The sequence below is a fragment of the Actinoplanes sp. NPDC049599 genome (genome assembly GCF_044465625.1).
Taxonomy (GTDB): domain Bacteria; phylum Actinomycetota; class Actinomycetes; order Mycobacteriales; family Micromonosporaceae; genus Actinoplanes.
In genome coordinates this window covers 64,212-89,051 of the sequence record NZ_JBITLX010000013.1, presented here as the reverse complement: position 1 = coordinate 89,051, position 24,840 = coordinate 64,212, and the positions used below count along the sequence as shown (strand labels likewise).

Annotated in this window: 25 protein-coding genes; 18 read left to right on the top strand and 7 right to left on the bottom strand. The window is 73.5% G+C overall.

Going from position 1 to position 24,840, the window contains the following annotated elements:
• Positions 1–233: 233 nt before the first annotated feature.
• The 4 genes from ACIBQZ_RS23055 to ACIBQZ_RS23040 are packed head-to-tail and all read right to left on the bottom strand — an operon-like array spanning position 234 to position 2,417.
• Complete coding sequence (locus tag ACIBQZ_RS23055) at positions 234–422, bottom strand: hypothetical protein (RefSeq protein WP_396090813.1); 189 nt, start codon at positions 420–422, stop codon at positions 234–236.
• On the bottom strand, positions 419–583 hold the full coding sequence (locus ACIBQZ_RS23050; protein WP_396090812.1) for a hypothetical protein: 165 nt from the start codon (positions 581–583) through the stop codon (positions 419–421). The genes ACIBQZ_RS23055 and ACIBQZ_RS23050 overlap by 4 nt, the downstream gene beginning before the upstream one ends.
• Positions 580–846, bottom strand: a complete 267-nt coding sequence (locus ACIBQZ_RS23045) for a UBP-type zinc finger domain-containing protein (protein WP_396090811.1) — start codon at positions 844–846, stop codon at positions 580–582. The genes ACIBQZ_RS23050 and ACIBQZ_RS23045 overlap by 4 nt, the downstream gene beginning before the upstream one ends.
• On the bottom strand, positions 843–2,417 hold the full coding sequence (locus ACIBQZ_RS23040) for a Na+/H+ antiporter (RefSeq protein ID WP_396090810.1): 1,575 nt from the start codon (positions 2,415–2,417) through the stop codon (positions 843–845). Before ACIBQZ_RS23040 ends, ACIBQZ_RS23045 begins: the two co-directional genes overlap by 4 nt.
• A 142-nt stretch (positions 2,418–2,559) precedes the next feature.
• Here ACIBQZ_RS23040 and ACIBQZ_RS23035 point away from each other — a divergent pair, with 142 nt between their 5' ends.
• Genes ACIBQZ_RS23035 through ACIBQZ_RS23010 form a run of 6 tightly spaced genes read left to right on the top strand, consistent with a single transcriptional unit; the run spans position 2,560 to position 8,395 of the window.
• Positions 2,560–3,570, top strand: a complete 1,011-nt coding sequence (locus ACIBQZ_RS23035; protein WP_396090809.1) for a 3-oxoacyl-ACP synthase III family protein — start codon at positions 2,560–2,562, stop codon at positions 3,568–3,570.
• Positions 3,567–4,298, top strand: coding sequence for a glycosyltransferase family 2 protein (locus ACIBQZ_RS23030; protein ID WP_396090808.1), 732 nt, complete (start codon positions 3,567–3,569; stop codon positions 4,296–4,298). Before ACIBQZ_RS23035 ends, ACIBQZ_RS23030 begins: the two co-directional genes overlap by 4 nt.
• Positions 4,298–5,749, top strand: coding sequence for a class I adenylate-forming enzyme family protein (locus tag ACIBQZ_RS23025; protein WP_396090807.1), 1,452 nt, complete (start codon positions 4,298–4,300; stop codon positions 5,747–5,749). The genes ACIBQZ_RS23030 and ACIBQZ_RS23025 overlap by 1 nt, the downstream gene beginning before the upstream one ends.
• Entirely contained in the window at positions 5,746–6,480 is a 735-nt protein-coding gene (locus ACIBQZ_RS23020) for a glycosyltransferase family 2 protein (protein WP_396090806.1), read from the top strand. The genes ACIBQZ_RS23025 and ACIBQZ_RS23020 overlap by 4 nt, the downstream gene beginning before the upstream one ends.
• Positions 6,477–7,559, top strand: a complete 1,083-nt coding sequence (locus ACIBQZ_RS23015; RefSeq protein WP_396090805.1) for a cytochrome P450 — start codon at positions 6,477–6,479, stop codon at positions 7,557–7,559. The genes ACIBQZ_RS23020 and ACIBQZ_RS23015 overlap by 4 nt, the downstream gene beginning before the upstream one ends.
• A complete protein-coding gene (locus ACIBQZ_RS23010; protein WP_396090804.1) occupies positions 7,550–8,395 on the top strand; it encodes an NAD-dependent epimerase/dehydratase family protein in 846 nt (281 codons plus the stop codon). The genes ACIBQZ_RS23015 and ACIBQZ_RS23010 overlap by 10 nt, the downstream gene beginning before the upstream one ends.
• On the opposite strand, the gene ACIBQZ_RS23005 is transcribed toward ACIBQZ_RS23010, so the two are convergent.
• Together ACIBQZ_RS23005 and ACIBQZ_RS23000 are read right to left on the bottom strand one after the other, a co-directional pair.
• A complete protein-coding gene (locus ACIBQZ_RS23005; RefSeq protein ID WP_396090803.1) occupies positions 8,383–9,021 on the bottom strand; it encodes a hypothetical protein in 639 nt (212 codons plus the stop codon). The genes ACIBQZ_RS23010 and ACIBQZ_RS23005 overlap by 13 nt on opposite strands.
• A gap of 31 nt (positions 9,022–9,052) precedes the next feature.
• Positions 9,053–9,754, bottom strand: a complete 702-nt coding sequence (locus tag ACIBQZ_RS23000) for an EcsC family protein (protein ID WP_396090802.1) — start codon at positions 9,752–9,754, stop codon at positions 9,053–9,055.
• Positions 9,755–9,953: 199 nt separating this feature from the next.
• On the opposite strand from ACIBQZ_RS23000, the gene ACIBQZ_RS22995 reads away from it, so the two are divergent.
• From ACIBQZ_RS22995 to ACIBQZ_RS22985, 3 genes are all read left to right on the top strand, one after another.
• The gene (locus ACIBQZ_RS22995) at positions 9,954–12,299 is read left to right on the top strand and encodes a putative bifunctional diguanylate cyclase/phosphodiesterase (RefSeq protein WP_396090801.1); all 2,346 of its coding nucleotides are present in this window, start codon (positions 9,954–9,956) and stop codon (positions 12,297–12,299) included.
• Between the two features lie 96 nt (positions 12,300–12,395).
• On the top strand, positions 12,396–13,307 hold the full coding sequence (locus ACIBQZ_RS22990; RefSeq protein ID WP_396090800.1) for a proteasome assembly chaperone family protein: 912 nt from the start codon (positions 12,396–12,398) through the stop codon (positions 13,305–13,307).
• A 211-nt stretch (positions 13,308–13,518) separates the two neighbouring features.
• On the top strand, positions 13,519–14,976 hold the full coding sequence (locus ACIBQZ_RS22985; RefSeq protein WP_396090799.1) for a GAF domain-containing protein: 1,458 nt from the start codon (positions 13,519–13,521) through the stop codon (positions 14,974–14,976).
• A gap of 15 nt (positions 14,977–14,991) precedes the next feature.
• On the opposite strand, the gene ACIBQZ_RS22980 is transcribed toward ACIBQZ_RS22985, so the two are convergent.
• Positions 14,992–15,762 carry an alpha/beta hydrolase gene (locus ACIBQZ_RS22980; protein ID WP_396090798.1) on the bottom strand — a complete coding sequence of 257 codons (771 nt, stop codon included), beginning with the start codon at positions 15,760–15,762 and terminating at the stop codon, positions 14,992–14,994.
• A gap of 43 nt (positions 15,763–15,805) precedes the next feature.
• On the opposite strand from ACIBQZ_RS22980, the gene ACIBQZ_RS22975 reads away from it, so the two are divergent.
• The 9 genes from ACIBQZ_RS22975 to ACIBQZ_RS22935 all read left to right on the top strand — a co-directional run bounded on the left by ACIBQZ_RS22975 (position 15,806) and on the right by ACIBQZ_RS22935 (position 24,814).
• Complete coding sequence (locus ACIBQZ_RS22975; protein WP_396090797.1) at positions 15,806–16,345, top strand: putative immunity protein; 540 nt, start codon at positions 15,806–15,808, stop codon at positions 16,343–16,345.
• 259 nt (positions 16,346–16,604) lie between these two features.
• Positions 16,605–16,946 (top strand): ArsR/SmtB family transcription factor, encoded by a 342-nt coding sequence (locus tag ACIBQZ_RS22970; RefSeq protein WP_396090796.1) that lies wholly within the window; start codon positions 16,605–16,607, stop codon positions 16,944–16,946.
• Between the two features lie 3 nt (positions 16,947–16,949).
• Positions 16,950–17,456: an SRPBCC family protein gene (locus ACIBQZ_RS22965; RefSeq protein WP_396090795.1), complete on the top strand. Its 507-nt coding sequence runs from the start codon at positions 16,950–16,952 to the stop codon at positions 17,454–17,456.
• Positions 17,456–18,076 carry a dihydrofolate reductase family protein gene (locus ACIBQZ_RS22960; protein WP_396090794.1) on the top strand — a complete coding sequence of 207 codons (621 nt, stop codon included), beginning with the start codon at positions 17,456–17,458 and terminating at the stop codon, positions 18,074–18,076. The genes ACIBQZ_RS22965 and ACIBQZ_RS22960 overlap by 1 nt, the downstream gene beginning before the upstream one ends.
• A 33-nt stretch (positions 18,077–18,109) precedes the next feature.
• Entirely contained in the window at positions 18,110–18,580 is a 471-nt protein-coding gene (locus tag ACIBQZ_RS22955; RefSeq protein WP_396090793.1) for a hypothetical protein, read from the top strand.
• A 615-nt stretch (positions 18,581–19,195) separates the two neighbouring features.
• The gene (locus ACIBQZ_RS22950) at positions 19,196–19,801 is read left to right on the top strand and encodes a hypothetical protein (RefSeq protein ID WP_396090937.1); all 606 of its coding nucleotides are present in this window, start codon (positions 19,196–19,198) and stop codon (positions 19,799–19,801) included.
• 105 nt (positions 19,802–19,906) lie between these two features.
• Positions 19,907–20,917 carry a TolB family protein gene (locus tag ACIBQZ_RS22945; RefSeq protein ID WP_396090792.1) on the top strand — a complete coding sequence of 337 codons (1,011 nt, stop codon included), beginning with the start codon at positions 19,907–19,909 and terminating at the stop codon, positions 20,915–20,917.
• A 585-nt stretch (positions 20,918–21,502) separates the two neighbouring features.
• Positions 21,503–22,186, top strand: coding sequence for a tRNA (guanosine(46)-N7)-methyltransferase TrmB (gene trmB, locus ACIBQZ_RS22940; protein WP_396090791.1), 684 nt, complete (start codon positions 21,503–21,505; stop codon positions 22,184–22,186).
• A 582-nt stretch (positions 22,187–22,768) separates the two neighbouring features.
• Entirely contained in the window at positions 22,769–24,814 is a 2,046-nt protein-coding gene (locus ACIBQZ_RS22935; protein WP_396090790.1) for an ATP-binding protein, read from the top strand.
• Positions 24,815–24,840 lie beyond the last annotated feature (26 nt).

The window sequence follows — 24,840 nt, the reverse complement described above, 5'->3', positions numbered from 1 at the left end:
GCATCGTGCCACACGGCGCCGGCGTGGCGTCCTTCAGCCGCAAGCACTCGCCCAGGCTCGGGCACACCCCCAGCCAGGTACATCGTGGTCCGGCAGATCAGCGGTGCGCAGGCTTTGACCCGCTTGTGGCAGCCGGGCAGGTAAGAGGGTGTCGAGGTCTGTCTTCACAGACAACCATCGATGCCCTCCCTTCTTGCCCTGATCCACCCCGCCACGCCGTTCACCGGCCAGAGTCAGGAGTCACTCGTCTGGACGAGCCGGTGGCCGTAGGTGGTCAGGGATCGCCCGATCGGCTGCCCGGGTGTGACGCCCGTAATGTGCCGCATGCCGTTGAGCAGCGGCACGATCACCGTCTCCGGGCTCCCGCTCTTCACGGCCGGCACGATCAGGTCGTACGGGCCGTCGAGGGACGCCGCGGTCACCGTCCGGACCGCGGTGATGCCTCGCCCGCCGGGGAGATGGTCCGCAGGCCGCGCTCGGCGAGCTGCGCCGCCCGGGCCGGGCGGACCAGGAACGTGACGTCCCGGCCGGCCGCCGAAGCAGCCACCTGTCGCCCCCGCGCGCCGACGACCACGGTTCTCATGCGCCGAGCAGCTCGTCGACGAAGCACCACTTCCAGTTCTCGCCCGGCTCGTACGAGCGCATCACCGGGTGGCCGTCGGTCTCGTGGTGCTTGGACATGTGCCGGCGCGGCGACGAGTCGCAGCAGGCCACGTAGCCGCATTCCAGGCACAGGCGCAGGTGCACCCAGTCCTGGTGGCCGTCGGCCACGCACTCGGGGCAACCGCCCTCGTACGGCGCCTGCGGTTCCGGGTCGGCGGCTTCCTTCAGGTGCTGGCAGGTCACTCGGCACTCCGGTTCAGCTGGGATTCTTCCAGGTCGAGTTCGCGCTGGGCGCGGTTGAGCACCTCTTCGGAGATCCGCCCCTCGTTGCGGGCGACCTTGAAGACGTGGCGCTCGGCGCCAATCATCTCCCGACGCAGCCGACCGTACGCCGCCGACGGGGTCTCCTGCTCCTGATTGCCCAGGCGTTCCCAGGCGCTGTTGGCCCGGCTGTCGGTCAGCGCCCGCAGCCGTTCCACCACCGAGCGGGGTGCGCCGCCGGCCGCCTCCTCCAGCCGGGCCAGCGCCGCCCGGCTCGCCGCGTGCTGCACCCCGGCCTCGGCCAGGGCGTCCTCGGCGGTGGTGTCCTCCTCGACGCCGAGCCGCCGGGCCAGCATCGGCAGCGTGGTGCCCTGGATCAGCAGGGTCAGCACGATGATCGCGAAGGCCACGAAGACGAACAGCTCGCGCGGGTAGTCGGCGTTCGCCACGTCCTTGTTGAGCGGCAGGGTCAGCGCCGCGGCCAGCGTGACCACGCCGCGCATGCCGGCCCAGGCGAGCACCGTGGGCACGCTGGCCGGCGGGCGTTCCTCGCGGGCCCGGATCCGCGGGATCAGCCGGGCCAGGTAGGTGGCGGGATACATCCACACGAACCGGACCAGCACCAGCGTGACGAACACCGCGGCGGTGACCTGGACGGTGGTCGCCAGGTCCCGTTCGATCTTGCCGATCAGGTCCCGGATCTGCAGCCCGACCAGGAGGAAGACCACCCCTTCGAGCAGGAACGTGACCAGCCGCCAGACCGCGTCCATCTGCAGCCGCGAGGTCGCCGAGAGCAGGTACGGGATCCGGTGCCCCAGGTACAGCCCGGCCACGACCACCGCCACGATGCTGGAGGTGTGCAGCCGCTCGGCGACGATCACCACGACGAACGGGGTGAGCAGCGACACCGCGTCGTCCAGCAGCGAGTCCTCGATCCGCTTGTGCACCCAGGCGGCGCCGATCGCGAACGCGAAGCCGAGCAGCACCCCGCCGCCCGCCTTGAGCGCCACCTCGCCGGCGATCTCCCAGAAGCCCACGGCCGAGCCGAGCAGCGCGCCGACCGAGATCCGCACCAGCACCAGCGCGGAGGCGTCGTTGAGCAGGCTCTCGCCCTCGAGAATCGTGACCACCCGGCGGGGCAGCCCGATGCGGCGGGCGATGGCGGTGGCCGAGACCGCGTCCGGCGGGGCGACGACCGCGCCGAGCGCGACGCACGCGGCCAGCGGCACCTCCGGCAGCAGCGCGTGCACGACAAAACCGACGACGAACGCGGTGAGCACGACCAGCCCGACCGCGAGCAGCAGGATCGGGCGCAGGGCGCGGCGGAACGCGACGACGTTCGTCTGCAACGCGGCGACGTAGAGCAGCGGCGGCAGGATGCCGATCAGCACCAGTTCCGGCTCGATCTCCACCTCCGGCAGGCCGGGAACGTAGGACAGGCCGAGGCCGGCCACGAGCAGGACCAGGGGTGCGATGAAGCCGAGCCGCCGGGCGAGAGCCGCGCCGAGCACCGCGATCGCCACCAGCACGACCGTGTCGACGATGGGTTCCATGCCGGGAAGCTTAGAGAAGTCCGGGCGCCGCCGACTGTGGCGCCACCCACGCTCCAGCCGTCTGTGCCTGAGCGTCCGGCCCCGACAGAATGAGCCGTTCTACTCACGCCGCGGACCCCGGCACTACTGAAGGCTGGCGCCCATGACTACGACCGTTCCACGGGTGGGCATCACCGCGGTGGCCAGTTGCCTGCCCGACCGCCAGGTGACCACGGCCGAACTCCAGGCCGAGGTGGCCCTGGCGAGCGGCCTGCCGCTGCCGGCCGGCATGTTCGCGCAGGCCACCGGCATCGCCACCCGCCGGGTCGCGGCCTCCGACGAGTACGCCTCCGACCTGGCCATCCGCGCCGGCCGGGAGGTCCTCGAGCAGGCCGGCCTGGACGCGCTCGACGTGGACCTGCTGCTGTTCGCCTCGGCGAGCCGGGACATGGCCGAGCCCGCGACCGCGCACGTCGTGCAGGCCGCCCTGGGTGGCCGGGCGCACGCCCTGGACGTGACGAACGCCTGCAACAGCTTCCTCAACGGCATCGACCTGGCCCGTTCGATGATCCTGTCCGGCCGGGCCCGCCGGGCGCTGGTGGTGACGGGCGAGACACCGACCCGGTCGATGCGGCCCCGGCTGGACGGCATGCGGATGGCCCGCCTGGCGTTCGCCGGCTACACGTTCGGTGACGCCGGGGCGGCGGTGCTGCTCGAGCCGGTGGCCACCGGCGGCATCCTGGACGTGGACGCCGAGACGCACTCGCAGCACTGGGCGGTCGGCGGTGTCTTCGGCGGCGGGTCCCGGCATCCGCGCGGTGACGAGCACACCTACTTCACCGGCGACGGGCACAAGCTGCGCGGGGTGTTCGAGAAGATCGGCATCGGCCTGGTCGAGCGGGTGCACCACCGCACCGGTCTGACCTGGGACGACTACGCCCGGGTGCTGGTGCACCAGGTGACATTGCCGTACCTGGACCGGTTCGTCGAGGTGGCCGGGGTGCCGGTGGACAAGCTCGAGGTGACCGTGGCCGAGCTGGGCAACATGGCCAGCGCCTCGCTGGGCGTCCAGCTCGCCCGGGTCCGTCCGGGTCTGCACCCCGGCGACAAGGTCCTGTTCCTCGGGCTCGGCGGCGGCGTCAGCCTGATGACCATGGTCTGGGAGGTCTCGTGACTGCGCTGTGGGTGATCGTGCCGGCGTACAACGAGGCGGGCCGGATCGGGCAGACCCTGCGGGCGCTGGCCGCGCAGACCGACACCGGCTTCGAGCTGCTGGTGGTGGACAACGGCTCGACCGACGACACCGCGGCGATCGTCCGGGAGTTCCGGGCGCCGTTCCCGGTGCACGTCGTGGTCGAGCCGGAGAAGGGCGTGGGCTGCGCGGTGGACACCGGCTTCCGGCACGCCATCGCGGCGGGCGCCACGCTGCTGGCCCGCACCGATGCCGACTGCCTGCCCCGGCCCGGCTGGCTGGCGGCGGCGCGGGCCGGGCTGACCGGCGGCGCCGGGCTGGTCTGCGGGCGGATCACCGCCCGCGGCGACGAGCACGGCCCGGCCGGGCGGGCCCTGTTCCGCCTGCTGGTGGCGGTCGCGGCGGCCTTCGGGCGGCTGCGCCCGGCGCACCGCGCGCGGGGCTACCGGGCGCCGTACCGGATGCACGCGGGCAACAACATGGCGATCACCGCCGAGCTGTACCAGGCCTGCGGCGGGATGCCCCGGCGCCCGTCGCCGACCGACCGGATCTTCCTCAACCGGGTACGCCGCAGCACCACGGCGATCCGGCACAGCCGCACGATGGTGGTGGAGAACTCGACCCGCCGGCTGGCCGCGTACGGGATCGTCGGCACCGCCAAGTGGTACCTGGACCGCGGCAGCGGCGCGCTCACGGCGGACCCGCGCTGATGCTCGCCGACCTGATCGCGGGCCTGCGCGACGACGACACCCGGCCGGCCGTGCTCGGCGCCCGGCGCACCGGGCAGACCGTGGTCCGGGCCACCCGCGCCGACCTGTCCCGGCTGACCAGCGGGTATGCCGCCGCCCTGCACGCCCGGGGGCTGACCGCCGGGGACACCGTCGGCATCGCCGTGCGCCCGGGGCCACGGTCGCTGGCGGTGCTGCTGGCGGCGTACCACCTGGGTCTGCGGATCGCGGTGCTGGACCCGACCGCCGGGCCGGACGTGCTGGTGTCCCGGCTGCGGCTGGCCGAGCCGCGGCTGGTGCTGGCCGACGCGGCCGCGCAGGCGGTGGCCGGCTGGGCCGCGCCGCTGGCCCGCCGCGCCCACCTCGCCCTGCCCGACCTGGCGGCGCTCGCGCCCACGGTGACCGTCGGGCGGCGGCTGCCCGGCACCGCACCCGGCCTGGCCCCGGCGAGCGGACCGCCCCCGGCGGCCTTCGACGGCGACGGCGACGCCGTGGTGGTCTTCACCTCGGGCACCACCAGCCGGCCGCGCGCGGTCGTGCACACCCGGGCGAGCGTCTCCGCGGGCATGCGCACGGTGGCCGAGCTGGTGCGCCCGGCGCCCGGCCGGGCTGTGCTGGGCGGCACCTTCTTCGTGCTGGTGCCGTCGCTGGCCGGCGGCGCGCCGGTGGCGCTGCCCGCGCGCCGGCCGCGGACCCTGGCCCGGCAGACGGCCCGGCTGGCGCCGCAGGCCACCTACCTGACCCCGCCGCAGCTGCGTGCCGCGCTGGCCGCCGGCGTCCGGTTCACCGGCCGGGTCTACAGCGGATCCGCGCCGGTCAGCGCCGGGCTGCTGGCCGCGGTCCGGCGGGCGGGCGCCGACGAGGCCTGGGGCGTGTACGCCCTCACCGAGGTCTTCCCGGCCGCCGCGGTGGAGAGCGCCACCAAGGCGGCCTTCACCGGCACCGGCGACCTGGTCGGTGAGCTGCTGCCGGGGGTACGCGCCCGGGTCGGCGACGACGGGCAGCTGCTGCTGGCCGGGGCGAACGCCGCCGACCGCTACCTGGGCGAGCCGCCCAGCGAGTGGGTGGCGACCGGCGACATCGGTCGGCTCGACGGCGGCTCGGTCGTGCTCGGCGGCCGGTGCAAGGACATGATCCTGCGCGCCGCCGAGAACATCTACCCGGGCCTGTACGAGCCCGCCCTGCACGTGCCCGGCGTTGAGCTCGCGGTGATCGTGGGCGTGCCGGCCGGCGACGGTGACGAGCGGGTGGTGGCCGTCGTGCAGCCCGCCGCCGGGGTCGCGCCGGAGGCCGTCCGGGCCGCGCTGCGGGAGCCGCTGGCCCGGATGGGCGCGGCCCGCCCGGACACGGTGCTGGTCGCCGAGGTGCCGCTGTCCGGGCGGTCCCGCAAACCGGACCGGGCGGCCGCGGCCCGGCTGGCGGCGCGCTCGTGAGGGACCTCGCGGTGATCGTGCCCGCGTACAACGAGGGGGCGCTGCTGCCCGGGCTGCTGGCGGCGCTGGCGGGCCAGTCCGATCAGGACTTCACGCTGGTGGTCGTGGACAACGGCTCCACCGACGGCACGGCCGGACTGGCCGGGGCGTTCCCGGGCGACGTGGTGGTGCTGGGCGAGCCGGAGCCGGGGGCGGGCACGGCCGCCGACACGGGTTTCCGGCACGCCATCGCCGGTGGCGCGACGCGGCTGCTGCGCACCGATGCCGACTGCCTGCCGGCCCGCGACTGGGTGGCCACCGCCCGCGGCCTGCTGGACCGGGCCGACCTGGTCTGCGGCCGCAGCGTGCCGCGCCGCGACGAGTTCCCCAGCCGCGTCGAGCGGCACGTCTACCCCGCGGTCGTCCGGCTCGCGGCGCGGTGGGGCCGGTGGCAGCACCGGGGGCCGGCGTACCAGTGCCCGTTCGTGCTGGTCCACGGGCACAACGTGGCGATCACCGCGGAGCTCTACGAGCGCTGCGGTGGCACGCCCCGGGAGGAGCTCGGCGCCGGCCCGGAGGACGTGACCATGCTGAACCGGGCCCGCCGGCACAGCGACCGGATCGTCCGGGCCGAGCACCTGGTGGTGGAGTCGAGCCTGCGCCGGCTGCGGGCCTGGGGTGCCCGCCGCACGCTGCTGTGGCACTGGGACCGGCGCTACCGGCCCGCACCCGCCGCGGTGCACGTGCGATGAGGGCCCGCACCCGGGACCGCCGGGTCTACCTGCGCAGTCATCCGCTGCTGTTCGCGCTGCTCGCGGCGAGCCGGCGCCGCCCGGTGCTGCGGCTCGGCGGCACCCTGCTGGTCAACGACGCCGAGGCGTACACGGCCGGGCTCACCCGGATCCCGCTGGACCGCACCGCCGAGGGCACCACCGGCGGGGCCGCCGGCGCGCTGGTCGGCGGTGACCTGCTCTTCGACCAGCACGGCGAGGAGCATCGGCGGACCCGGCGGGACACCGCCGATTCGCTGGGCGCGGCCGGGGTGGCCCGGCTGCGTCCGAGCTGGACCGAGGTGCTCGACCGAGGGCTCAAGCCGCTGGCCGACGGCGAGACCGTCGACCTCGTACCGGTGGTGACCGAGCTGGCCGGGACGACGGCGGCGGCGCTGCTCGGCCTGGAGCTGGACGGTCCGGCGCTGGCCGCGGCCGCGCGGGAGGCGGCCGCGACGGCGGCTCGGGCGCACCTGCCCGGCCCGCGCCGGCGCCGCGCCACCGACCTGGCCCGGGAGGCGACGGACCGGCTGTCGGCGCTGGTCGCACCGGCCGGTGGCCCCGACGCCGGGCTGGCCGTGATGCTGACGGTGGCCGCGGTCAACACGACGGTCGCCGCCCTGCCGCGCGCCGCGGCCTGGGCCGCGGACGCCGACCTCTGGGGGTACGCCGGCAGCCCCGCTCTCGCCACCGAGCTGCTGCGGGTCACCGCCCCGACCCCGCTGCTGCCCCGGGTCGCCGCCGCACCCGGCCGGTTGCCGACCCCGTCCGGTGGCTGCCCGGTGCGCGCCGGCGACCGGCTGCTGCTCATCGCCCGGCACGCCGTCGGCGCCCACCACCTCGACCCCGACCCCGGCGCGCCCGCCCCGGCACACATCGCCCAGCTCGTCTTCGGCACCGGGCAGCACGCCTGCCCCGGCGCGCGGCTGGCCCGCACCCAGCTCACCGACCTGCTCCAGGCGCTGGCGCCGCTGCGCCCGGTGGTGGTCCGGGCCCGGGCCGACCGGCACGCGGCGCTGCCCGGCTGGCGCTCCCTGACGGTACGGGCGACGTGCGGCTAGCGGTCACCGGCGCCTCCGGCTTCTGCGGCGCGGCGGTGGCCGGGCTCGCCGCCGCCCGGGGCCACGAGGTGCTCTGCCTCGGCCGCCGTCCCGGGCCGGTGGGCCGGCACGTCCGGTGGGACGCCGCCCACGAGCCGCCCGAGCTGGACGGCGCGGACGCCGTTGTGCACCTGGCCGCGGCGGTCGGCGATCCCCGCCCCGGGCGGGCTGCCGAGGCGGCCTTCCGGGCGGTGAACGTGGACGGCACCGCCCGGTTGCTGCAAGCGGCGGCCGGCCGGCCGGTGGTGTGGGTGAGCAGCGCCAGCGTCTACCGGCCGGGCCCCTATCCGGGTCCGGTCCGCGAGGAGCATCCGGCCGACGGCCAGCGGGGCGCTTACGGGCGGACCAAGGCGGCCGGCGAGCGGCTGGCCCTGGCGGCCGGGGCGGTGGCGCTGCGCCCGCGCGCGGTCTACGGCGCGGGCGACCGGCACCTGCTGCCCCGGTTGCGTCGCGTGGTGCGTGGGGGCCGGGCGTGGCTGCCGGGACCGGACGTGGCGATGAGCCTGACCGCGGTGGAGAACCTGGCGGCGGCCTGCCTGGCGGCGCTGGAGTGGCCGGGCGGGGTGTACAACATCGCCGACGAGCGGCCGTACCGGCGGGACGAGGTCTTCGCGCGGGCGCTGGGGGTGCCGGTGCGGCACGTGCCGGCCGGGCTCGCGCGGGCGCTGGCCGCGGTCTCGCCGACGCTGACCCGCTACGCGGTGGATCAGCTCACCGACGGCATGGTGCTGGAGCTGACCCGGGCCCGCGAGCAGGGCTACCGCCCGGCGCGGACGCTGGCCGACTACTTGGTGTAGACCACCGACGAGCGGAAGACCGTCGCGGCGTGCGTGCCGTCGCCGCTGCGGCGCACCACCACGGCGTCGACGGTGAAGACGTAGCCGGTCCGGCGGTCCAGGTTGCGCACGGTCGCGGTCAGGAACCCGCACGGGTTGGCCGGCTTGATCGTCACGAAGCCGATGTCGCGCTGCCCGCCGAGCACCAGGTCCTGGCTGATCGCGGTGATCCGGAACTCGACGATGTTGTAACCGCCGACGTTGTACCAGTTCACCGCGGCCGAGGTGGTGCCCGGGGTGACCTGCAGCGCGTTGATCTTGTTGAAGTGCGGGGTGTCCCGGGCACAGGTCGGGCTCGGAGTCGGCCGGACGACCGGGGCCAGGGGCAGGAAGCCGCCGGTGGTGGCGGTCGGGGCCGGCGAGACGCCGGTGCTGACCCGGGGGGTGGGCGTGGCGCTGCCCTGGGCGACGACCAGCCACTCGGCGCTGCCGGTCACCGCGGTGGTGGGGGCGGTGCCCCCGCTCTTGGTGGCGCTGGGCGCGGTGAACATGCTGCACCCGGAGAGCAGCAGCGGAACGGCGAGCAGCAGGGACCACCGCTTGCGGCGGGACGGGCCGCCGCTCCTGGATGGTCCTCTGGTTGTCACGGAGGCCCCATCGACCTGCCGCGGTCCGACTTTAGGAGTGGCGGTACAGCTCCGTGGTGCGCCGGGCCAGTTCCTTGGTCGCGGCCGAGTTCGCCCAGGTGCCCAGCACCATCGCGGCGCCGGGGACGACCTTGGCGAACATCCGCTGGGCCGCGCGGACGCCGGCCATCTGGGCCAGCTTGACGCCGAGCTTGAACATCACCCCGCTCAGCGGCTGGCCGGCGGAGGTCGCGAAGAGCCGGCTGGCGCGTTCCCGGCCCGCCGCCACCCCGAGCGCGAGCCGGGCGGCCTCGGCGGCCTTGTGCACCCGTTGCAGCACCAGCAGGTCGGTGGCGCGCTCCGGGCCGGTCGGGTCGATGCCGTACGCGGCCGCCACGTGCAGCACCATCCGGGCCTGGGTCCAGGCCAGCACGCCCACGTCCACCACCGCCCCGGGCAGGCCGGTGGCGCCGGAGACGGCACCGGAGAGGCGGGCGTGGTTGGTGAAGCGCCGGATCACCTGCTGGGCCAGCGCGTCGGGAGTGAGGGCGGGCTGCTCCAGCCGGACCCGGTCGGCCCAGCGCTGCGCCTCCGGGCCGAGCCGGCGGACCGCCTCGAGGGCCAGGTGCTCGGGCGCGTACTGCGGGTCGGCCTTCATCCGGGCCCACAGCGTGCCGGGCGGGGCCGCCGGGTCGGGGCCCTGGTCAGCGGTGTTCGGCGGGGGCGGAAGGGCGGGTACGGCGGAATCGGTCACCAGATCACTCCGAGGGGTCGAGAGGGGATCTTCATCCATTGTGCCGTGCAGCTGCACGTGCACGGCAACAGTTGGCGAGATCCCACGCTGTGCATCCGGCCGGTGACGCTCGCCGCCCTCCCTTTTAACTCATGCCGTCCACCCGTCGACCGATGAGGGCTGCGCAGGCAACACCACCGGCGGAGGGGACGACGCGGGCATGACGGCGGGCGAGGAACGGCAGGTGGAGCGGCTGCGGCCGACTCCGATGCTGGTCACGGCTGTCGCCGTACTGGCCGTCTCGGTCGGGCTGTTCGCGGTGAACTACACCGTGCAGCACAGCCTGGTGGTGTGGGGCTGGATGCCCGCCATGATCGGCACCGCCACCGCGGGCTGGGCCTGCTGGCGCACCGCCTTCACCCCCGGCCTGGACAAGGTCACCCGGCGGATGTGGCGGTCCCTGGCGGTGGTCTGCGTGCTGATCGTGCTCGGGGTGGCCGGCGACGCCCGGTTCACCGTGCTGAACCCGCTCCGGCTGGATCAGCAGCACGACCTGCCCACCTCGATCTGCTACGCGCTGGCCATCGTCGCGCTGCTCTGGGCGCTGCTGCGGCTGCCCATGGCCCGCCGCGAGGGCCGCGAACGGGTCATGGCCCGCTTTGTCATGGACGCCGCGACGGTCACCATCACCGTCGGGATCTTCTCCTGGTACCTCATCGCGAAGGTGGCCGGCGCCTGGGCCGCCGACCGGCCGGCCGCCGTACCGATGATCATGCTGATGGCCCTGGGCCTGATCGGCTCGCTGGCCTTCGTCAAGGTCGCGCTCAGCGGCTTCGGCGGGGTGGACCGGATCGCGCTGCGGCTGCTCGCGGCCGCCGCGGCGGTCGGCGCCGTGGGCGGCGGCCTGTTCCCGCTCTTCGTCAAGCTGCACCCGGGGCTCAGCGGCTCGCAGATGTTCGTGCCGGCCACCCTGATCTTCGTCGCGTTCGCGGCCGACCGGCAGCGCCGGGCCGCCGGGGTGCCGCAGCCCGAGCGCCGCGACCGGTCCTTCAGCGTGGTGCCCTACCTGGCCGTCGCGGCCACCGACGGGCTGCTGCTGGTGGTCAGCGCCGACGCCGGCGGGGCCGTGCTCATCGTCGCGCCGGCCGCGGTCCTGCTGACCGCACTGGTGGCGGTACGCCAGATCAACGCGCTGCGCGAGAACGGCCGGCTGCTCGGCCGGGTGGACGCCAACCTGGTCGAGCTCAACGGCTTCCAGCGCCGGCTCACCCACCGGGCCAGCCACGACGACCTGACCGACCTGGCCAACCGCGTGCTGTTCGAGCAGCGGACCCGCGAGGCGCTGGCCGAGGCCGGCGACGGCGGCACGCTGAGCCTGGCCCTGATCGACCTCGACGACTTCAAGGCGATCAACGACCGGCTCGGTCACGCGGTCGGCGACGCGCTGCTGGTGGTGGTCGCCCAGCGGCTGCGCGAGGCGGTCCGTGAGGACGACGTGGTCGCCCGGCTCGGCGGCGACGAGTTCGGCCTGCTGCTGCGCGGCGTCCGGATGCACGAGGCGACCGAGGTGCTGGACCGGATCGCCGAGTCGCTGACCCGCCCGGTGCGCGCGCTCGGCTACGACCTGCTGGTCAAGGCCAGCATCGGGCTCGCCGAGGTGTGGCCGGAGGCCAGCCCGCAGGAGCTGCTGCGCCGCGCCGACCTGGCGATGTACGCCGCCAAGGAGCGCGGCAAGGGCCGGCACGCCGTTTACGACGCTCGGCTCGAGCAGGATCAGGCGGCGGACGCCCAGCTCGGCGCCGAACTGCGCCAGGCCCTCGACAACGGCGACTTCACGCTGGTCTACCAGCCGATCGTCGCGCTGCCGGACGGCGAGTGGACCTCGCTGGAGACGCTGGTCCGGTGGAAGCACGCCGAGCGCGGCTTCATCGGCCCGGACGTGTTCATCCCGATCGCCGAGCGCACCGGCCTGATCGTGCCGCTGGGCGACTGGATCCTGCGGACCGCGCTGCGCCAGGCCGCCGAGTGGCAGGAGGTGTTCGGCTCGGCCGCGCCCGCCGAGATCGGCGTTAACGTCTCGGCCCGCCAGCTGCGCGAGCCGGGCTTCGCCGCGGACGTCCGGGCGGCGCTGGCGGACAGCGGTTTCGACCCGGAGAAGCTGGTCGTCGAGGTCACCGAGACCGCGGTGTTCGACGGCGGCGTCGCCCTGGAGACGCTGCACAACCTGGTCACGCTCGGGGTCAAGGTGGCGCTGGACGACTTCGGCACCGGGCACTCCTCGCTCGGCCTGCTGCGCACCTGCCCCGCCGACACCCTCAAGGTGGACAAGTCGTTCGTCGACGGGATCGGCGGACGGTCGGAGGAGGCGGTGATCGCCACCGCGATGATCCAGATCACCAACGGGCTGCACCTGCAGGCGATCGCCGAGGGGGTGGAGACGGCCGAGCAGGCGGAGACGCTGTACCGGCTGGGCTACCGCTTCGCCCAGGGCTACCACTTCTCCCGGCCGCTCTCCCCGGACCAGGTGACCCAGCACCTGGCCGCCGCCCGACCGCTCCCGGTGTGAACCGATTTCCGCGAACCGGCAGGAATGAACGCGCGCGGCCCGGTGTTCCCACCACATGGCCCGCCCCCGCGGGCGCATCTCGAGGAGGTCCGCAGCGTGCTCGACCCACATGGGCTCTACGAGTTGGCCGACGACCTGCCCGACCTGGACGAGCCGGTGCTCGTGCAGGCGCTCACCGGGTTCGTCGACGCCGGGAGCGCGATCCAGCTCTCCCGGGAACATCTGCTGGAGCACCTGGACGCCCAGGTCCTCGCGACCTTCGACATCGACCAGCTGCTCGACTACCGGTCCCGCCGGCCTTCGATGATCTTCGTCGAGGACCACTGGGAGAGCTACGACCGGCCGACCCTGGCGCTGCACCTGGTGCGCGACCAGCTCGGCATCCCGTTCCTGCTGCTCGCCGGCCCCGAGCCCGACCTGCAGTGGGAGCGCTTCATCGCGGCCGTCACCGGCCTGATCGAACGCTTCGGCGTCACCCTGACGGTCGGCCTCAACGCCATCCCGATGGCCGTGCCGCACACCCGCCCGGTGAGCGTCACCGCGCACGCCACCGACCAGCGCCTGCTCGGCGACCGCGAGTCCTGGCTGCAGCGCGTCCAGGTCCCGGCGAGCGTGGGCAACCTGCTGGAGTTCCGGCTGGGCGAGTCGGGCCACGACGCCATGGGGTACGCCGCCCACGTCCCGCACTACCTGGCGCAGACCACCTACCCCGCCGCCGCCGAGCTGCTGCTCGACTCGGTGTCCCGGACCACCGGGCTGGCCCTGCCCACCGGCCAGCTGCGCGACGCCGCCGCGATGATCCGCCAGGAGGTGGACAAGCAGGTCGCCGACGACGAGCAGGCCGGCCGCCTGGTGCAGTCGCTGGAGCAGCAGTACGACGCGTTCCTGCGCGGCCGGGAGACCAACCTGCTGGCCGACGCGAACGGGCCGCTGCCGACCGCCGAGGAGCTCGGCGCCGAGCTGGAGCGGTTCCTGGCCGAGCAGAGCCGGGACTCCGACCAGGGCTGACCGGGCCGGTGCCCGACCGAAGCCGGTGCCGGGCGCGGCACCGGCTTCGGCAATCCCGCCCCGGCGCGGCCGTCCTGTCCGATGATGGGTCGATCGGGCAGTAACGGACTTGCGGGTATGGGGGATTCCGGTGGCACCTTTTCGTTCCCGTCGGTCGGAAACGGCGCTGCGCCCGATCCCCCGTGATGTCGAGAGTCTCGAAAAGCTGATCATGGACCTGGACCGGGCGGACGACCTGAAGTCCACCTGGCGGATCACCGTCGACAGCACGGTCCAGTCGCACAACTTCAGCTACGGCGCGGTCTGGCTGCCCGACGGCAAGGGCAACGTCTCGATCGGGTACGAGACCGGCCCACTCGTCCGCGAGATGCAGGCCGTGGTCGCCCCCCAAGGGGTGCCCGCCGACGTCGGCCTGGTCGGCAAGGCCTGGCGGACCAAGCAGTTCGTGTACCTGGGCTCGATGGCCGAGTGTGCCGACTGCCTGCGCTGCCAGGCGGCGGGCCGGGCCGGCATGACCGCCGCCGTGGTCATCCCGGTCATGCACCGCCAGCAGCAGGTCGCGGTGCTGGAGTACTACTCGGCCGAGCCGCTCTACATCGACGGCCCGCGCAGCGAGAAATGGGCGTCCATCGCCCGCATCGCCGAGCAGGCCCGCTACACCGCGGTCGCGTCCGCCGAGCTGCGCCAGGTCGCCGACGACCGGCTGGCCGTGACGGACGTGGTCACCGCCCTGGGCGAGGCGACGGACTCGGCGACGGCACTGAAGATCGCGCTGGACTCGGTCCGGACCTCGTTCGGCTGGGCCTACGGCTCGTACTGGCAGGTCGACGACGAGCAGCACGTGCTGCGCTTCCAGGTCGAGTCGGGCTCGGCCGGCGACGAGTTCCGCAAGGTGACCCTGGCGGCCACGTTCGCCGAGGGCGTCGGCCTCTCCGGCCGCGCCTGGCGGGCCCGGGACCTGGTCTTCGTCCACGACATCGGCGAGCTCACCGACTGCGTCCGGGCGCCGGCCGCGCAGCGCGCCGGGGTGCGCTCCGGCGTCTGCTTCCCGGTCCTGAGCCACGGCCGGATCATCGGCACGATGGACTTCTTCACCACCGAGTTCATCGACCTGTCCGACTCCCGGGCCTCCGCGCTGCGCAACGTGGCGCAGCTCGTGTCGCAGCGGCTCGACATCGTGCGGGCCGCCGAGGCGGCCCGGGAGAGCGCGCGGGCCCTGCTGGACACCGTGTCCCGGCTGCGCGCGGCCAGCGACGACGCGACCCGGGTGGCCCAGGACGCGGTGAGCCGCGCCTCGGACATGACCCACGAGGTGGAGGCGCTGGGCAACGCCTCCACCGCGATCGGCGACGTCATCAAGATCATTTCTTCGATCGCGGACCAGACCAACCTGCTGGCGCTCAACGCCACCATCGAGGCGGCCCGCGCGGGCGAGGTCGGCCGCGGCTTCGCGGTGGTCGCCGGCGAGGTCAAGGACCTGGCCCGGGAGACCGCCGAGGCCACCCAGCGGGTGGCGGCCCAGATCACCGGGATCCAGAACAGCGCCCGTACGGTCGCCGCCGGCATCCTCACCACCAGCGACACGATCGGGCAGATGGACGCCGTCCAGGCCCGGATGAACGACGTGCTCGAGGAGCAGGCCCGGATGGCCGGCTCGCTGCAGCCGTAGGCCCCGGCGGCGGCCTCAGTTCTTCAGCGGCAGCCAGTCCAGGACGGTCTGGATCTGGGTGTCCCAGTAGCCCCACTCGTGCGCGCCCGGGCCGAAGCCGGCGTCGAGGTCGACGTCGTGCTCGCGGCAGGCCGCCACGAAGCGCTCGTTGCCGGCCAGCAGGTGGTCCTCGGTGCCGCAGCGCAGCAGCAGCCGGGGCAGGTCCGGGCCCGCGCCGGCGAGCAGGTGCAGCAGGTCGTCGTCGGTGCCGGCGACCGGCCGGCCGAAGACCCGGCCGATCAGCTCCACGATGTGCGGACGGTCGTCGTGCTGCTGCATGCCGGCCAGGTCCAGGGCGCCGGAGAGGCTGGCCGCCGCGGCGAACCGTCCGGGCTCCCGCAGCGCCCACTTGAACGCGCCGTAGCCGCCCATCGACAGCCCGGCGACGAAGGTGTCCTCGCGCCGGGTCGAGACCCGGAAGAACGACGACACCACGGCCGGCAGCTCCTCGCTCAGGAACGTGTAGAACCGGGAGCCGTACGTCTCGTCGGCGTAGAAGCTGCGGTGCACCTGCGGCATGACCACCGCGATGCCACGCTCGGCGGCGTACCGCTCGATGGAGGTGTAGCGGGTCCAGGCGGTGTCGTCGTCGGTGAGCCCGTGCAGCAGGTAGAGCACCGGCGGCGGGGCGTCGGTGTCGTGGCCCGTCAGGCCGATCTGGGTGCTCGCTCGTTGCGGCAGCAGCACGGTCATGGAGGTGCCGAGCGCGAGCGTCTCGGCCGAGAAGTCAACACGGAGCAGGGCCATCGCACGAGTATCCACCGGCGCGGCAGTGGTCGACCATGGAGCCATGACAGCGGACGCCGGCGGGATCGAACTGACCGAACCGGAGCTGCGCGAGGTGACCGCGTACGCCGCGAGCTGCGCGGAGCCGGCCCTGGAGATCTTCGAGGCCGACCGCCCGGACGACCCCCGCCCACGCGCCGCGATCGGCACGGCCCGGGCGTTCGCCGGCGGCGGCGTGCGGGGCAAGGCGCTGCGCGACGCGGCCTGGGCGGCGCTCAAGGCGGCCAAGGACACCAACACGGCGGCCGCGGGCGAGGCGGCGCGGGCGGCGATGGCTGCGGCGGGCGCCGCGTACCTGCATCCGCTGGCCAAGGCCACCCAAGTCAAGCACATCCTCGGCGCGGCCGCGCACGCGGCCCGGGCGGCCGAGCTGGCCGCCGGCGACGACCGGACGGTGGGCGCGGAGCGCCTGGAGCAGGCGGTACGCCGCGCCACGCCGGTCGTGATCGAGGTGCTCAACCGCTTCCCGGCGGCACCGGACGGCGGCGGACGGGTCGGTGAGCTGATCCGCGCGCTGGACGCCGGCCTGCGACCCACCGGGTGATCGCCGCTCCCCGGCTCAGCGGGTGGTCAGATGGTCGAGCACAACGTCGGCGAGGTCGGCCGCGCGGCCCTCGTCGTCCAGCGCGAGGACCCTGCCACCACGTATCGTCCATCGGTTTTGATCTTGGTTTGGTAGCTGTTGCCGTCGGCCTGGGCGCGGGCCGCGGAGACGCCGATCCGCGCCGGCAGCAACCATCAGCCGGATCGCCGCGGCGGCGCACCGGCTTGACGCGCGCCTATATAGGCATATGATGGCGGCCATGGCACGAGCAGCGACGACGTCGGACGCGTTCAACGCGATAGCCGAGCCGCAGCGCCGGGACATCCTGGTGCTGCTGCGGGCGGGTGAGCGGCCGGTGACCGACCTGGCCCAGGAGCTGGGGATGAGCCAGACCCGGGCGTCCAAGCACCTGCGGGTGCTCCGGGAGGTCGGGCTGGTGCGGGACCGCAGGGCGGGCAAACACCGCCTCTACGGCCTGGACGCCCGCGGGCTGCGACCGATCCACGAGTGGACGGGCGGATTCGAGCGGTTCTGGAACGAGAGCTTCGACCGGCTGGACGCGTACGTCCAGGACCTCAGACAACCACAGCAGGAGGAGTAGCAGATGAGCGCGACGGGACGAGGAGCGCCGGCGCAGTCCGCGACGGCCGACCGCGAGATCGTGATCTCCCGGGTCATCAACGCCCCACGGGAGCTGGTGTTCGAGGCGTTCACCGAGGTCCGGCACCTGTCGCAATGGTGGGGGCCGGAGGGGTTCACCACCACCACGCGGGCGTTCGCGTTCCGCGTCGGCGAGGTGTGGGAGTTCGTGATGCACGGACCGGACGGGACGGACTACCAGGAGTGGATCTCCTGGACCGAGATCAACCCGCCGGAGCGGATCGCGATGCTGCACGGCGAGTCCCGCGACGACCCGAACGCCTTCGAGTCGGTCCTGACGTTCGAGCCCGACGGCGCGGCGACCCGGATCGAGATGCACACGGTCTTCCCCACCCGGCAGCTACGCGACGAGGCGGTCGAGAAGTACCACGCGATCGAGGGCGGCCGGCAGACCCTGAACAACCTGGCCGCCTACGTCACCGAGCTCGTTCGCCAGGGAGCTGAGAGCTGATGGCCGGCAAGGTGTTCTTCAGCGTGTCGATGTCGCTGGACGGCTTCATCGCGCCCGAGTCGCCCGCGGACCTGATGGGTCAGCAGTGGCGGGAGCTGCAGCAGTGGGTCTTCCCGCAGCGGTTCTTCCGGGAGAACCTGAAGTTCGGCGAGGGCGGCGAGGAAGGACGGGACAACGACATCCTGCGGGAGACGTTCGAGCGCACCGGCGCGAGCGTCATGGGCAAGCGCATGTTCGACGCAGGCGAGCACGCATGGCCGCAGGACGCGCCGTTCCACACGCCGGTCTTCGTCGTGACCCACGAGAAGCGCGACCCGTGGGAGCGCCCCGGCGGCACGACCTTCCACTTCGTCAACGACGGCATCGAGGCCGCGCTCGACCAGGCCCGCGCGGCCGCGGGTGACCGCGACGTCCGCATCGCGGGCGGCGGCGCGACCATCCTGGAGCACGTGAACGCCGGGCTGATCGACGAGTTCTCGATCGCACTGTCGCCCGTGCTGTTCGGCTCCGGAATCCGCCTGTTCGAGGGCGTGGACGCGGGCCGGGTGGCCCTGGAGCTGGTCCGCACGGAGCCCTCACCGAGGGTGACGCACCTGACCTACGCCGTCCGGGAGCGGTAGCCGGAACGATTGACCAGACATCCATAGGCATTGATGGCGTTGCCGCTGGCGCTCGAATTCCCGGTCGGCCTTCAGCACGCTGCGGGCGCCCAGCATCCGGCCGATCACCATGAATCATGGAAGGAGCAGAGCATGCCACCGTCAGAGAACCTGCCCCCCGCTCAGTCATGCCGCGTCATCGACTTCGAGCGGGCCGACGTCGTCTCCCTCATGATCTATCCCCCGCCGCCTCCGATGCTCGTCGTCGCCGGGGAAAAGCCGTTCGCGAACATGCAGGTCTCGCTCAACCCGCTGCGCTACGTGCAGAAACCGGAATACTGGGGCATCGAGGTCGTCGGATGCATGCCCCCGATCGGCCGGCCCGCGATCGTCCCGTACGTCGTCGAGCTCAACCTGACCGGCATTATCGGAACGCGAGGCATCGAAGTCATCGGAGCGAACCACACCGAGCGGATCGAGCTTGCGGCCGCGGCCGAGGGCACGCCGCCCGAGACGGCGACCTGATCACGCTCGGCACCGGCAACCGGTCAGGCGAGCGACGTGGTCCGGGACGCGCCCGGCGCCCCGCCGATCGTGACCAACTGGTCCATTCGGCATCCGTCGTGTGGGTATGCCGCCGGCCGGCGGCTTCCTGGAAGGCGACGGCCACCGATGGCGTTCGGCGCTTGCGCCGTGGGGTGCCCGGGTTCGTCTGCCGCACATGCACCCCGCCTGGGCGCCCGGCTCCGAGCAACGGCCGAACTGCCTCCTGCGCACCCGATCCGGCCCGCACGGGGTGATCCCCGACCTTCGCCATTCAGCGACGTCGCAGCCTCAGCGGCAGCCTTCCCGCAGATCTTGATGAGCTAAAACGTTCCACCCACACCGCACCGCCACAAGGTCCACCACTCACGCCCCTTTCCTCCTGAGATGAACCCCTCTGCAAGATCATCTGCAGGCCGCGTCCAGACTCCTCGGGGTTCGGCGGGCGGGACGTGCCAGGCCGCCCCGACAGGGTTGGGAATGTCGTACCCGTCGATTAGAATGTGTGTACTAAAACAAGCGCTGAGCTGCGGGGAGATCACCTTGACGACGCCCGTTTCGTCCACTGCCACTCCGATCATTCCGCCGTACGCGACGATGCTCGGGTTCACCCGCTACGTAGCGCGGACCGGGCCGGCGAAGGCCACCTTCGTCGGCGGTTTGCGTCGCCAGCGCGAGCGCCGCTCGGGCTTCAACCCGCATGGTCAGCTCGTGAAGGCCCTCAAGGCGGACATCGCGTTCCGCACCGGCGGCAGCTACCTCAACGGTGTCGTCGACCTGGTCAAGCCGCGCTGGAAGCCGCTCTACGAGGCGGTCAGCGCCGGCGCGACGACCTACCTGCACTCACTGGGCGACCCCGAGGAGGTCGGCCTCGCCCAGACCCGCGAGGCGATCGCCTCGGTCGGCCCGCTGGCCGTGAAGATCAACCCCCACTTCGGCCTGCGGTACGCGGACAACCGGCGCGAGGCGGTCCGGCTGCACTTCGACGAGTTGCCGCCCACCCCGGAGGCCGTCACCGCGACGCTGCACCTGATGGCCCGGCACATGGAGCAGATCCTGCCCAACGCCGAGCCGGTGCTGGTCGACCTGCGCCGCGGCACCACCCACCGGATCGACCCGGGCGCCAAGGCGGGCGACGTGGAGCGCTGGCTGGCCGGGGAGGCAGCCGCCTTCACGGCCATGTGGGCGACCATGGCAGCCTGACCGACCAGCCACCCCACCTGTCCGAACGGCCCGTATTGCTCCCGGTTTCGGCGCGGGAACTTCTTAGGTGCAGCCTGGTTGCGACGATGTCTCCGGTGTAGGTGGATGACTAACGTCGGGGGGCGTTCGGACATGCGGGTGATCGCGCGGGTGGCAGGCAACATGGTGCTGGCGGCACTGGGGGCCGCGGCGGGTGCACTGTTCCAGACGGTGCCCGCCGCCGCGGCCACCCCGGTGGCGCCGAGCCTGGTGGCGTACGTGCGGTCCGGCGACGTGTGGGTGAGCAGGGGCGCGACCGAGACGAAGCTGACCACCGGCGGCGGCTGGTCGCGCCCCCGCTTCTCCCCCGACGGCCGCTCGATCGCCCTGCTCAAGGCCGGCCAGCTGTGGACCATGAAGGCCGACGGCAGCGCCAAGCGCCGGCTGACCACCCGCGCCGCGTCCGGCCCGTCCTGGTCACCCGACGGCTCGACCATCGCGTTCGCGTCGCTGTCCTGCTCCGGCGGCCCGGGCGTCTACCGGATCTCGGCGACCACGACCGCGGCCACCCCCGCCGTGCTCTTCCCGGCCTACTGCCGCGAGGAGGAACTGCCGGCCGAGCCCGCCCCGGCCCCGAAGGCGGCGGCCACCAGCTCGCTCAGCGAACGCCTCCGCACCGACGACGCGGTGGCCTGGTCGCCGGACGGCACCCGGGTCGCCTTCCGCGGCGGCGACTGCGAGTCGACGTACGACGCCTGCCTGACGGTGGGCACGGTGGCAACCGGCGGCGAGCGGACGGTGGCGGCGTACGGCGGCGGCAGCCTGCAGACCTCCGGCTTCGCGGTGGTCCCCCACTGGCGCACCGACGGGGCGAAACTGTCGTGGACGGCGTACCAGAAGGGCGAAACAACCGCGGAGAACCAGCCGCTGCACGTGGTCGAATACGACCCGGCCACGGGCGCGAAGCGCACGGTAGGCGCAATCCAGGACCGCGAACTGGCATACGTGGACGCAAACCGCGCGGTGGCGACGGGCACGTACCGGAAAGGCTCCTGGATCATGATGGTGAACCTGGCGACGGGCGCCCGCACACCGTTCCACCAGGGCTCCCAGCCGAGCGTCCAGCCGATCGGGTAGTCCCGGGCCGGCCATGCTCGGTGGACCGCCGCCGCGGGGCTGGGCGCCAGGGCGCCGGTGACCGCGGCCGGCGGGACGGTGCCGGTAGCCGACGGGACGGTGCCGGTCGCCGCTGCGGTTGGAGTGCGACAGGAGACGGTCGGTAAGCCCCACCCGGGCGAACCGGCCGTTTGGCTTTCCGTCTGCCGGCGTTTCACCCTGAGCGCCCATCGCGCCAGCACCCGCCAAGCGGCAGCAGCAGCGGCAGCGGCAGCGGCAGCGACGACAGTGGGAGCAGCAGCGACAGTGGGAGCGGCGACAGTGGGAGCGGCAGCAGCAGCAGCGGGCGGCATCTGCCCGGCAGCAGCAGCTACCAGGCCGTTGGTGGGAGCGGCAGCGGCGGCGGCACCTGGCAAGCCGCGCCGGCGGCGTCGGCGGCTTGACGCGCGGTCTTCGCCGTCAGTGCCAGTCCCGGCCGCTCGTGCCGCCACACCAGTCCCGCGAGCCACACCGCTGAGCCGACCGATCCACGGCTGGCTGCGCCGGTCACACCTCGCTGGCCAGCACGCCGGCGTGCGGTAGGCGCTGCGTATCGTTGAGCGCCTGATGAGTGAGACGACAGAGCGGCCGATCCGGACGTTCCACCCGCGTCGGGGCCGGATGAGTGGGCGGCATGCGGATGCGATGGCCGACGTCTGGCCGGTCTACGGGTTCACCGTGGTCGACGGGGACCGCACCCCGCTCGATCCGGCGGAGTTGTTCGGCCGGGGCGCGCCCGTCGTGCTGGAGATCGGGTTCGGGATGGGTGACACGACCGCGGCCATGGCGGCGGCGGACCCGGGTCGGAACTATCTCGCCGTCGAGGTGCACACGCCCGGCATCGGCAGCCTGCTCTCCCTGGTCGGCGAGCTGGGCCTGACCAACGTCCGGGTGGCGCGTGGCGATGCGATGGAGCTGGTTCGCCGGCTGCCGGTGGGTTGCCTCGACGCCGTGCACGTCTTCTTTCCGGATCCGTGGCCCAAGGCCCGCCACCACAAGCGCCGCCTGATCCAGCCCGGCAACGTCGCCCTGCTGCGGGAGCGGCTACGGACCGGCGGCACGCTGCACTGCGCCACGGACTGGGCGCACTATGCGGAGGCGATGGCCGGGACGCTGGACGCCGATCCCGGCCTGACCAATCCGCACGGCGGTTTCGCGCCCCGGCCGGCACATCGGCCGGAAACGAAGTTCGAGCGGCGCGGGACCGCCTCGGGCCGGGCGATCTTCGACCTGATCTACCGCCGGAGCTGACACCGCGGCGGCGATACCCGGATCATGCGGGACGGATTACTGGCATTTTGCCGGTTTTATGGCTTTGTCGCCCGTAGGCTCAGGGGCGGAGGTCCAAGCATGCCGCGAAGTGATCTTGGCCTCGAGCGCCATGCCGGGCTGGTGGCGCCGAGCGCCCGGCCAGCCGTCACGGCCGCGGCGGCGACCGCGCCGACCCGGGCCGACCGGGTCGGGACCGCGCAAACCCCCGCTCGCCGTGACGCTCCCGCGCCCGACACGGCACCCGGTCAGCCGGCCACGACCCGCGCCGAGCCCGCACGCGATCACGTCGCCGCACCCGGACCCGCCGATCACCCGGCCACAGCCCCCAGCCACGCCGCGCGCGGCAACTCCCCCGCCGATCACCCAGCCACAGCCCCCAGCGACACCGCGCGCGGCAACTCCCCCGCCGATCACCCAGCCACAGCCCCCAGCGACACCACGCGCGGCAACTCCCCCGCCGATCACCCCGCCACAGCCCCCGCCGAGAGCGCCCCCACCGGCGCCCCGACGCCCCCCGCCGCAGCAGGACATCCGGGCGCCGGCCGCCCCTGGCCCGACGCGTTGTCCGCGCACGGTGAAGCGATCAGCAGCAGCGCCGGCGATCACCTGGCCGGGCTCATCGCCCGGGCCGCTCATGCCCCCAGCGGCCTGGTGCACTTCGTCGACGGTGAGGTGCTCCGGTTCTACGGTGGCCATGGCCTGCAGATCCGCTGGGAGGACGTCCGCGACACCCAGTTGCGGGACAGCCTCGCCGGCCTGGTTGTTGCGGGTTGCCAGCCGCTGGTGATCAATGATCTTGCTACCGATCCGCGGGTGCCGGCGAATTCTCCCATTCGGCAGCGGGGGCTCGGCGGGGCTTATCTCGGGCAGCCGATCTGCGATGAATCCGGCGCTGTGCTCGGCATCTGTTGTGCGCTCGACACCGAGCCGCACGAGTGGTCCGACGATGATGTGGCCGCCGTCGGGGCCGCCGCTCAGCTCGGCACCCTGCTCATCACCGAGCAGCGGGGGCGGCAGGAGGTCGACCGGCAGCGGCGGTTTCTCGACGCCGTGCTCGACAATTTGCACGACGGGGTCACCGCCTGCGATGCCGATGGGCGGATTGTGCTGGTCAACGCCCGGATGCAGCGGCTCTGGGGCAGTGCGCGGGTGCCCGACGACCTTGCCGACGAGGCCGCCGTCGCCGGGCTGACCGATGGGGACGGGCTGCCCATCAAGCCCGGGGACGTCGCGTTGTTCCGGGCGTTGCGGGGTGAGCGGCTGCGCAACGAGGAGATGGTGTTGCAGGGCCGGGGGCGTGGAACCCGGTACTACCTGATCGACGCCCAGCCCATTCTCGGCCCGGGTGGGGAGACCGTCGGCGCGGTGCAGGCCGTTCAGGATGTCACCCGGCGGCGGCGCAACGAGCGGTTCCGTACCTGTGAACTCGCCGTGGTCACGGCGCTTGCCGCCGCACCCACCATCGAGGCCGCCGGGCCGCGGGTGCTCGAGGCCGTGGTCGGTACGCTCGGCTGGACCCACGCCGAGTTGTGGCTGGTCGACGACGACGCCGGGGTTGTCCGGTCCGCCGCGAGCTGGAACTCGCCCAGCTGGCAGTCCGACATCGCGGTGCCCGCCGAGCTGCCGTACGGGACCGGGCTGGCCGGGCGCGCCTGGCAGGCCGGCAAGCCGTTGTGGATCCGGGACGTCGGGCAGCCGCAGAGCCTGATCTCGCCGGAGACCGCCGAGTCCTCGCGGCTGCACACCGCGCTGGCGATCCCGGTGCGCAACGGGCTCGAACCGCTCGGCGTGCTCACCGCCTTCGCCGACACCGTCGAGGATCCCGAGGACGAGCTGGTCGCGCTCATGTCCGGGATCTCGGCGCACATCGCCCAGTTCATCGAGCGGCGCCTGGTCGAGGATCTGCAGCGGCAGCTGATCCGGACCAAGAACGAGTATCTCGCGCTGGTCGGCCACGAGCTGCGCACGCCGCTGACGTCCATTGCCGCCTACACCGAGCTGCTGCGCGACGCCGACCCGGAGACGCTGGTCGCCGAGGGGCCGCGGCTGCTCGAGGTCGTCGACCGCAACGCCACCCAGCTGCGGCACATCATCAACGAGCTGCTGGAGCTCTCCGCACTGGACACCGGGCACGCCGCGGTGCAGCTCAGCCCGATCGACCTGGCCGAGGTGGTGCGGGAGTCGGTGCAGTGCACCCGGGCCGCGGTCACCGGCGAGCCGGTGTCGATCGTGGACGAGCTGCCGGGTGCACTGGTGCTGCCCGGTGACCGGCGGCGGCTGCGTCAGGTGCTCGACAACCTGCTCGGCAACGCGGTCAAGTACAGCCCGGACGGCGGGCGGATCGCGGTCCGGCTGCGGACGGTCGGGCGCGCCGCCGAGCTGTCCATCTCCGACACCGGGATCGGGGTCTCGCAGGAGGAACGCGAGAAGATGTTCACCGGCCTGTACCGCACCAGCCGGGCCCGGGACCGGGCGATTCCCGGCACCGGCCTGGGGCTCACGCTCAGCCGCGCGGTCGTGCAGCGCCACCACGGCAGCATCGAGCTCAGCGAGCACGAGGGGCCGGGCACCACCGTGCTGGTGCGGCTGCCGCTGGACGCCCGTTGACGGGTCGTTGACATGTGTGACCCTGT

Bases quoted from the DNA above. Each gene is read 5' to 3' on its own strand.
- ACIBQZ_RS23050 (WP_396090812.1), bottom strand. From the start codon at position 583: ATGAGAACCGTGGTCGTCGGCGCGCGGGGGCGACAGGTGGCTGCTTCG.
- ACIBQZ_RS23040 (WP_396090810.1), bottom strand. From the start codon at position 2,417: ATGGAACCCATCGTCGACACGGTCGTGCTGGTGGCGATCGCGGTGCTC.
- ACIBQZ_RS23035 (WP_396090809.1), top strand. From the start codon at position 2,560: ATGACTACGACCGTTCCACGGGTGGGCATCACCGCGGTGGCCAGTTGC.
- ACIBQZ_RS23025 (WP_396090807.1), top strand. From the start codon at position 4,298: ATGCTCGCCGACCTGATCGCGGGCCTGCGCGACGACGACACCCGGCCG.
- ACIBQZ_RS23015 (WP_396090805.1), top strand. From the start codon at position 6,477: ATGAGGGCCCGCACCCGGGACCGCCGGGTCTACCTGCGCAGTCATCCG.
- ACIBQZ_RS22995 (WP_396090801.1), top strand. From the start codon at position 9,954: ATGACGGCGGGCGAGGAACGGCAGGTGGAGCGGCTGCGGCCGACTCCG.
- ACIBQZ_RS22985 (WP_396090799.1), top strand. From the start codon at position 13,519: ATGGACCTGGACCGGGCGGACGACCTGAAGTCCACCTGGCGGATCACC.
- ACIBQZ_RS22980 (WP_396090798.1), bottom strand. From the start codon at position 15,762: ATGGCCCTGCTCCGTGTTGACTTCTCGGCCGAGACGCTCGCGCTCGGC.
- ACIBQZ_RS22975 (WP_396090797.1), top strand. From the start codon at position 15,806: ATGACAGCGGACGCCGGCGGGATCGAACTGACCGAACCGGAGCTGCGC.
- ACIBQZ_RS22970 (WP_396090796.1), top strand. From the start codon at position 16,605: ATGGCACGAGCAGCGACGACGTCGGACGCGTTCAACGCGATAGCCGAG.
- ACIBQZ_RS22965 (WP_396090795.1), top strand. From the start codon at position 16,950: ATGAGCGCGACGGGACGAGGAGCGCCGGCGCAGTCCGCGACGGCCGAC.
- ACIBQZ_RS22960 (WP_396090794.1), top strand. From the start codon at position 17,456: ATGGCCGGCAAGGTGTTCTTCAGCGTGTCGATGTCGCTGGACGGCTTC.
- ACIBQZ_RS22955 (WP_396090793.1), top strand. From the start codon at position 18,110: ATGGCGTTGCCGCTGGCGCTCGAATTCCCGGTCGGCCTTCAGCACGCT.
- ACIBQZ_RS22950 (WP_396090937.1), top strand. From the start codon at position 19,196: ATGCTCGGGTTCACCCGCTACGTAGCGCGGACCGGGCCGGCGAAGGCC.
- ACIBQZ_RS22945 (WP_396090792.1), top strand. From the start codon at position 19,907: ATGACTAACGTCGGGGGGCGTTCGGACATGCGGGTGATCGCGCGGGTG.
- trmB (WP_396090791.1), top strand. From the start codon at position 21,503: ATGAGTGAGACGACAGAGCGGCCGATCCGGACGTTCCACCCGCGTCGG.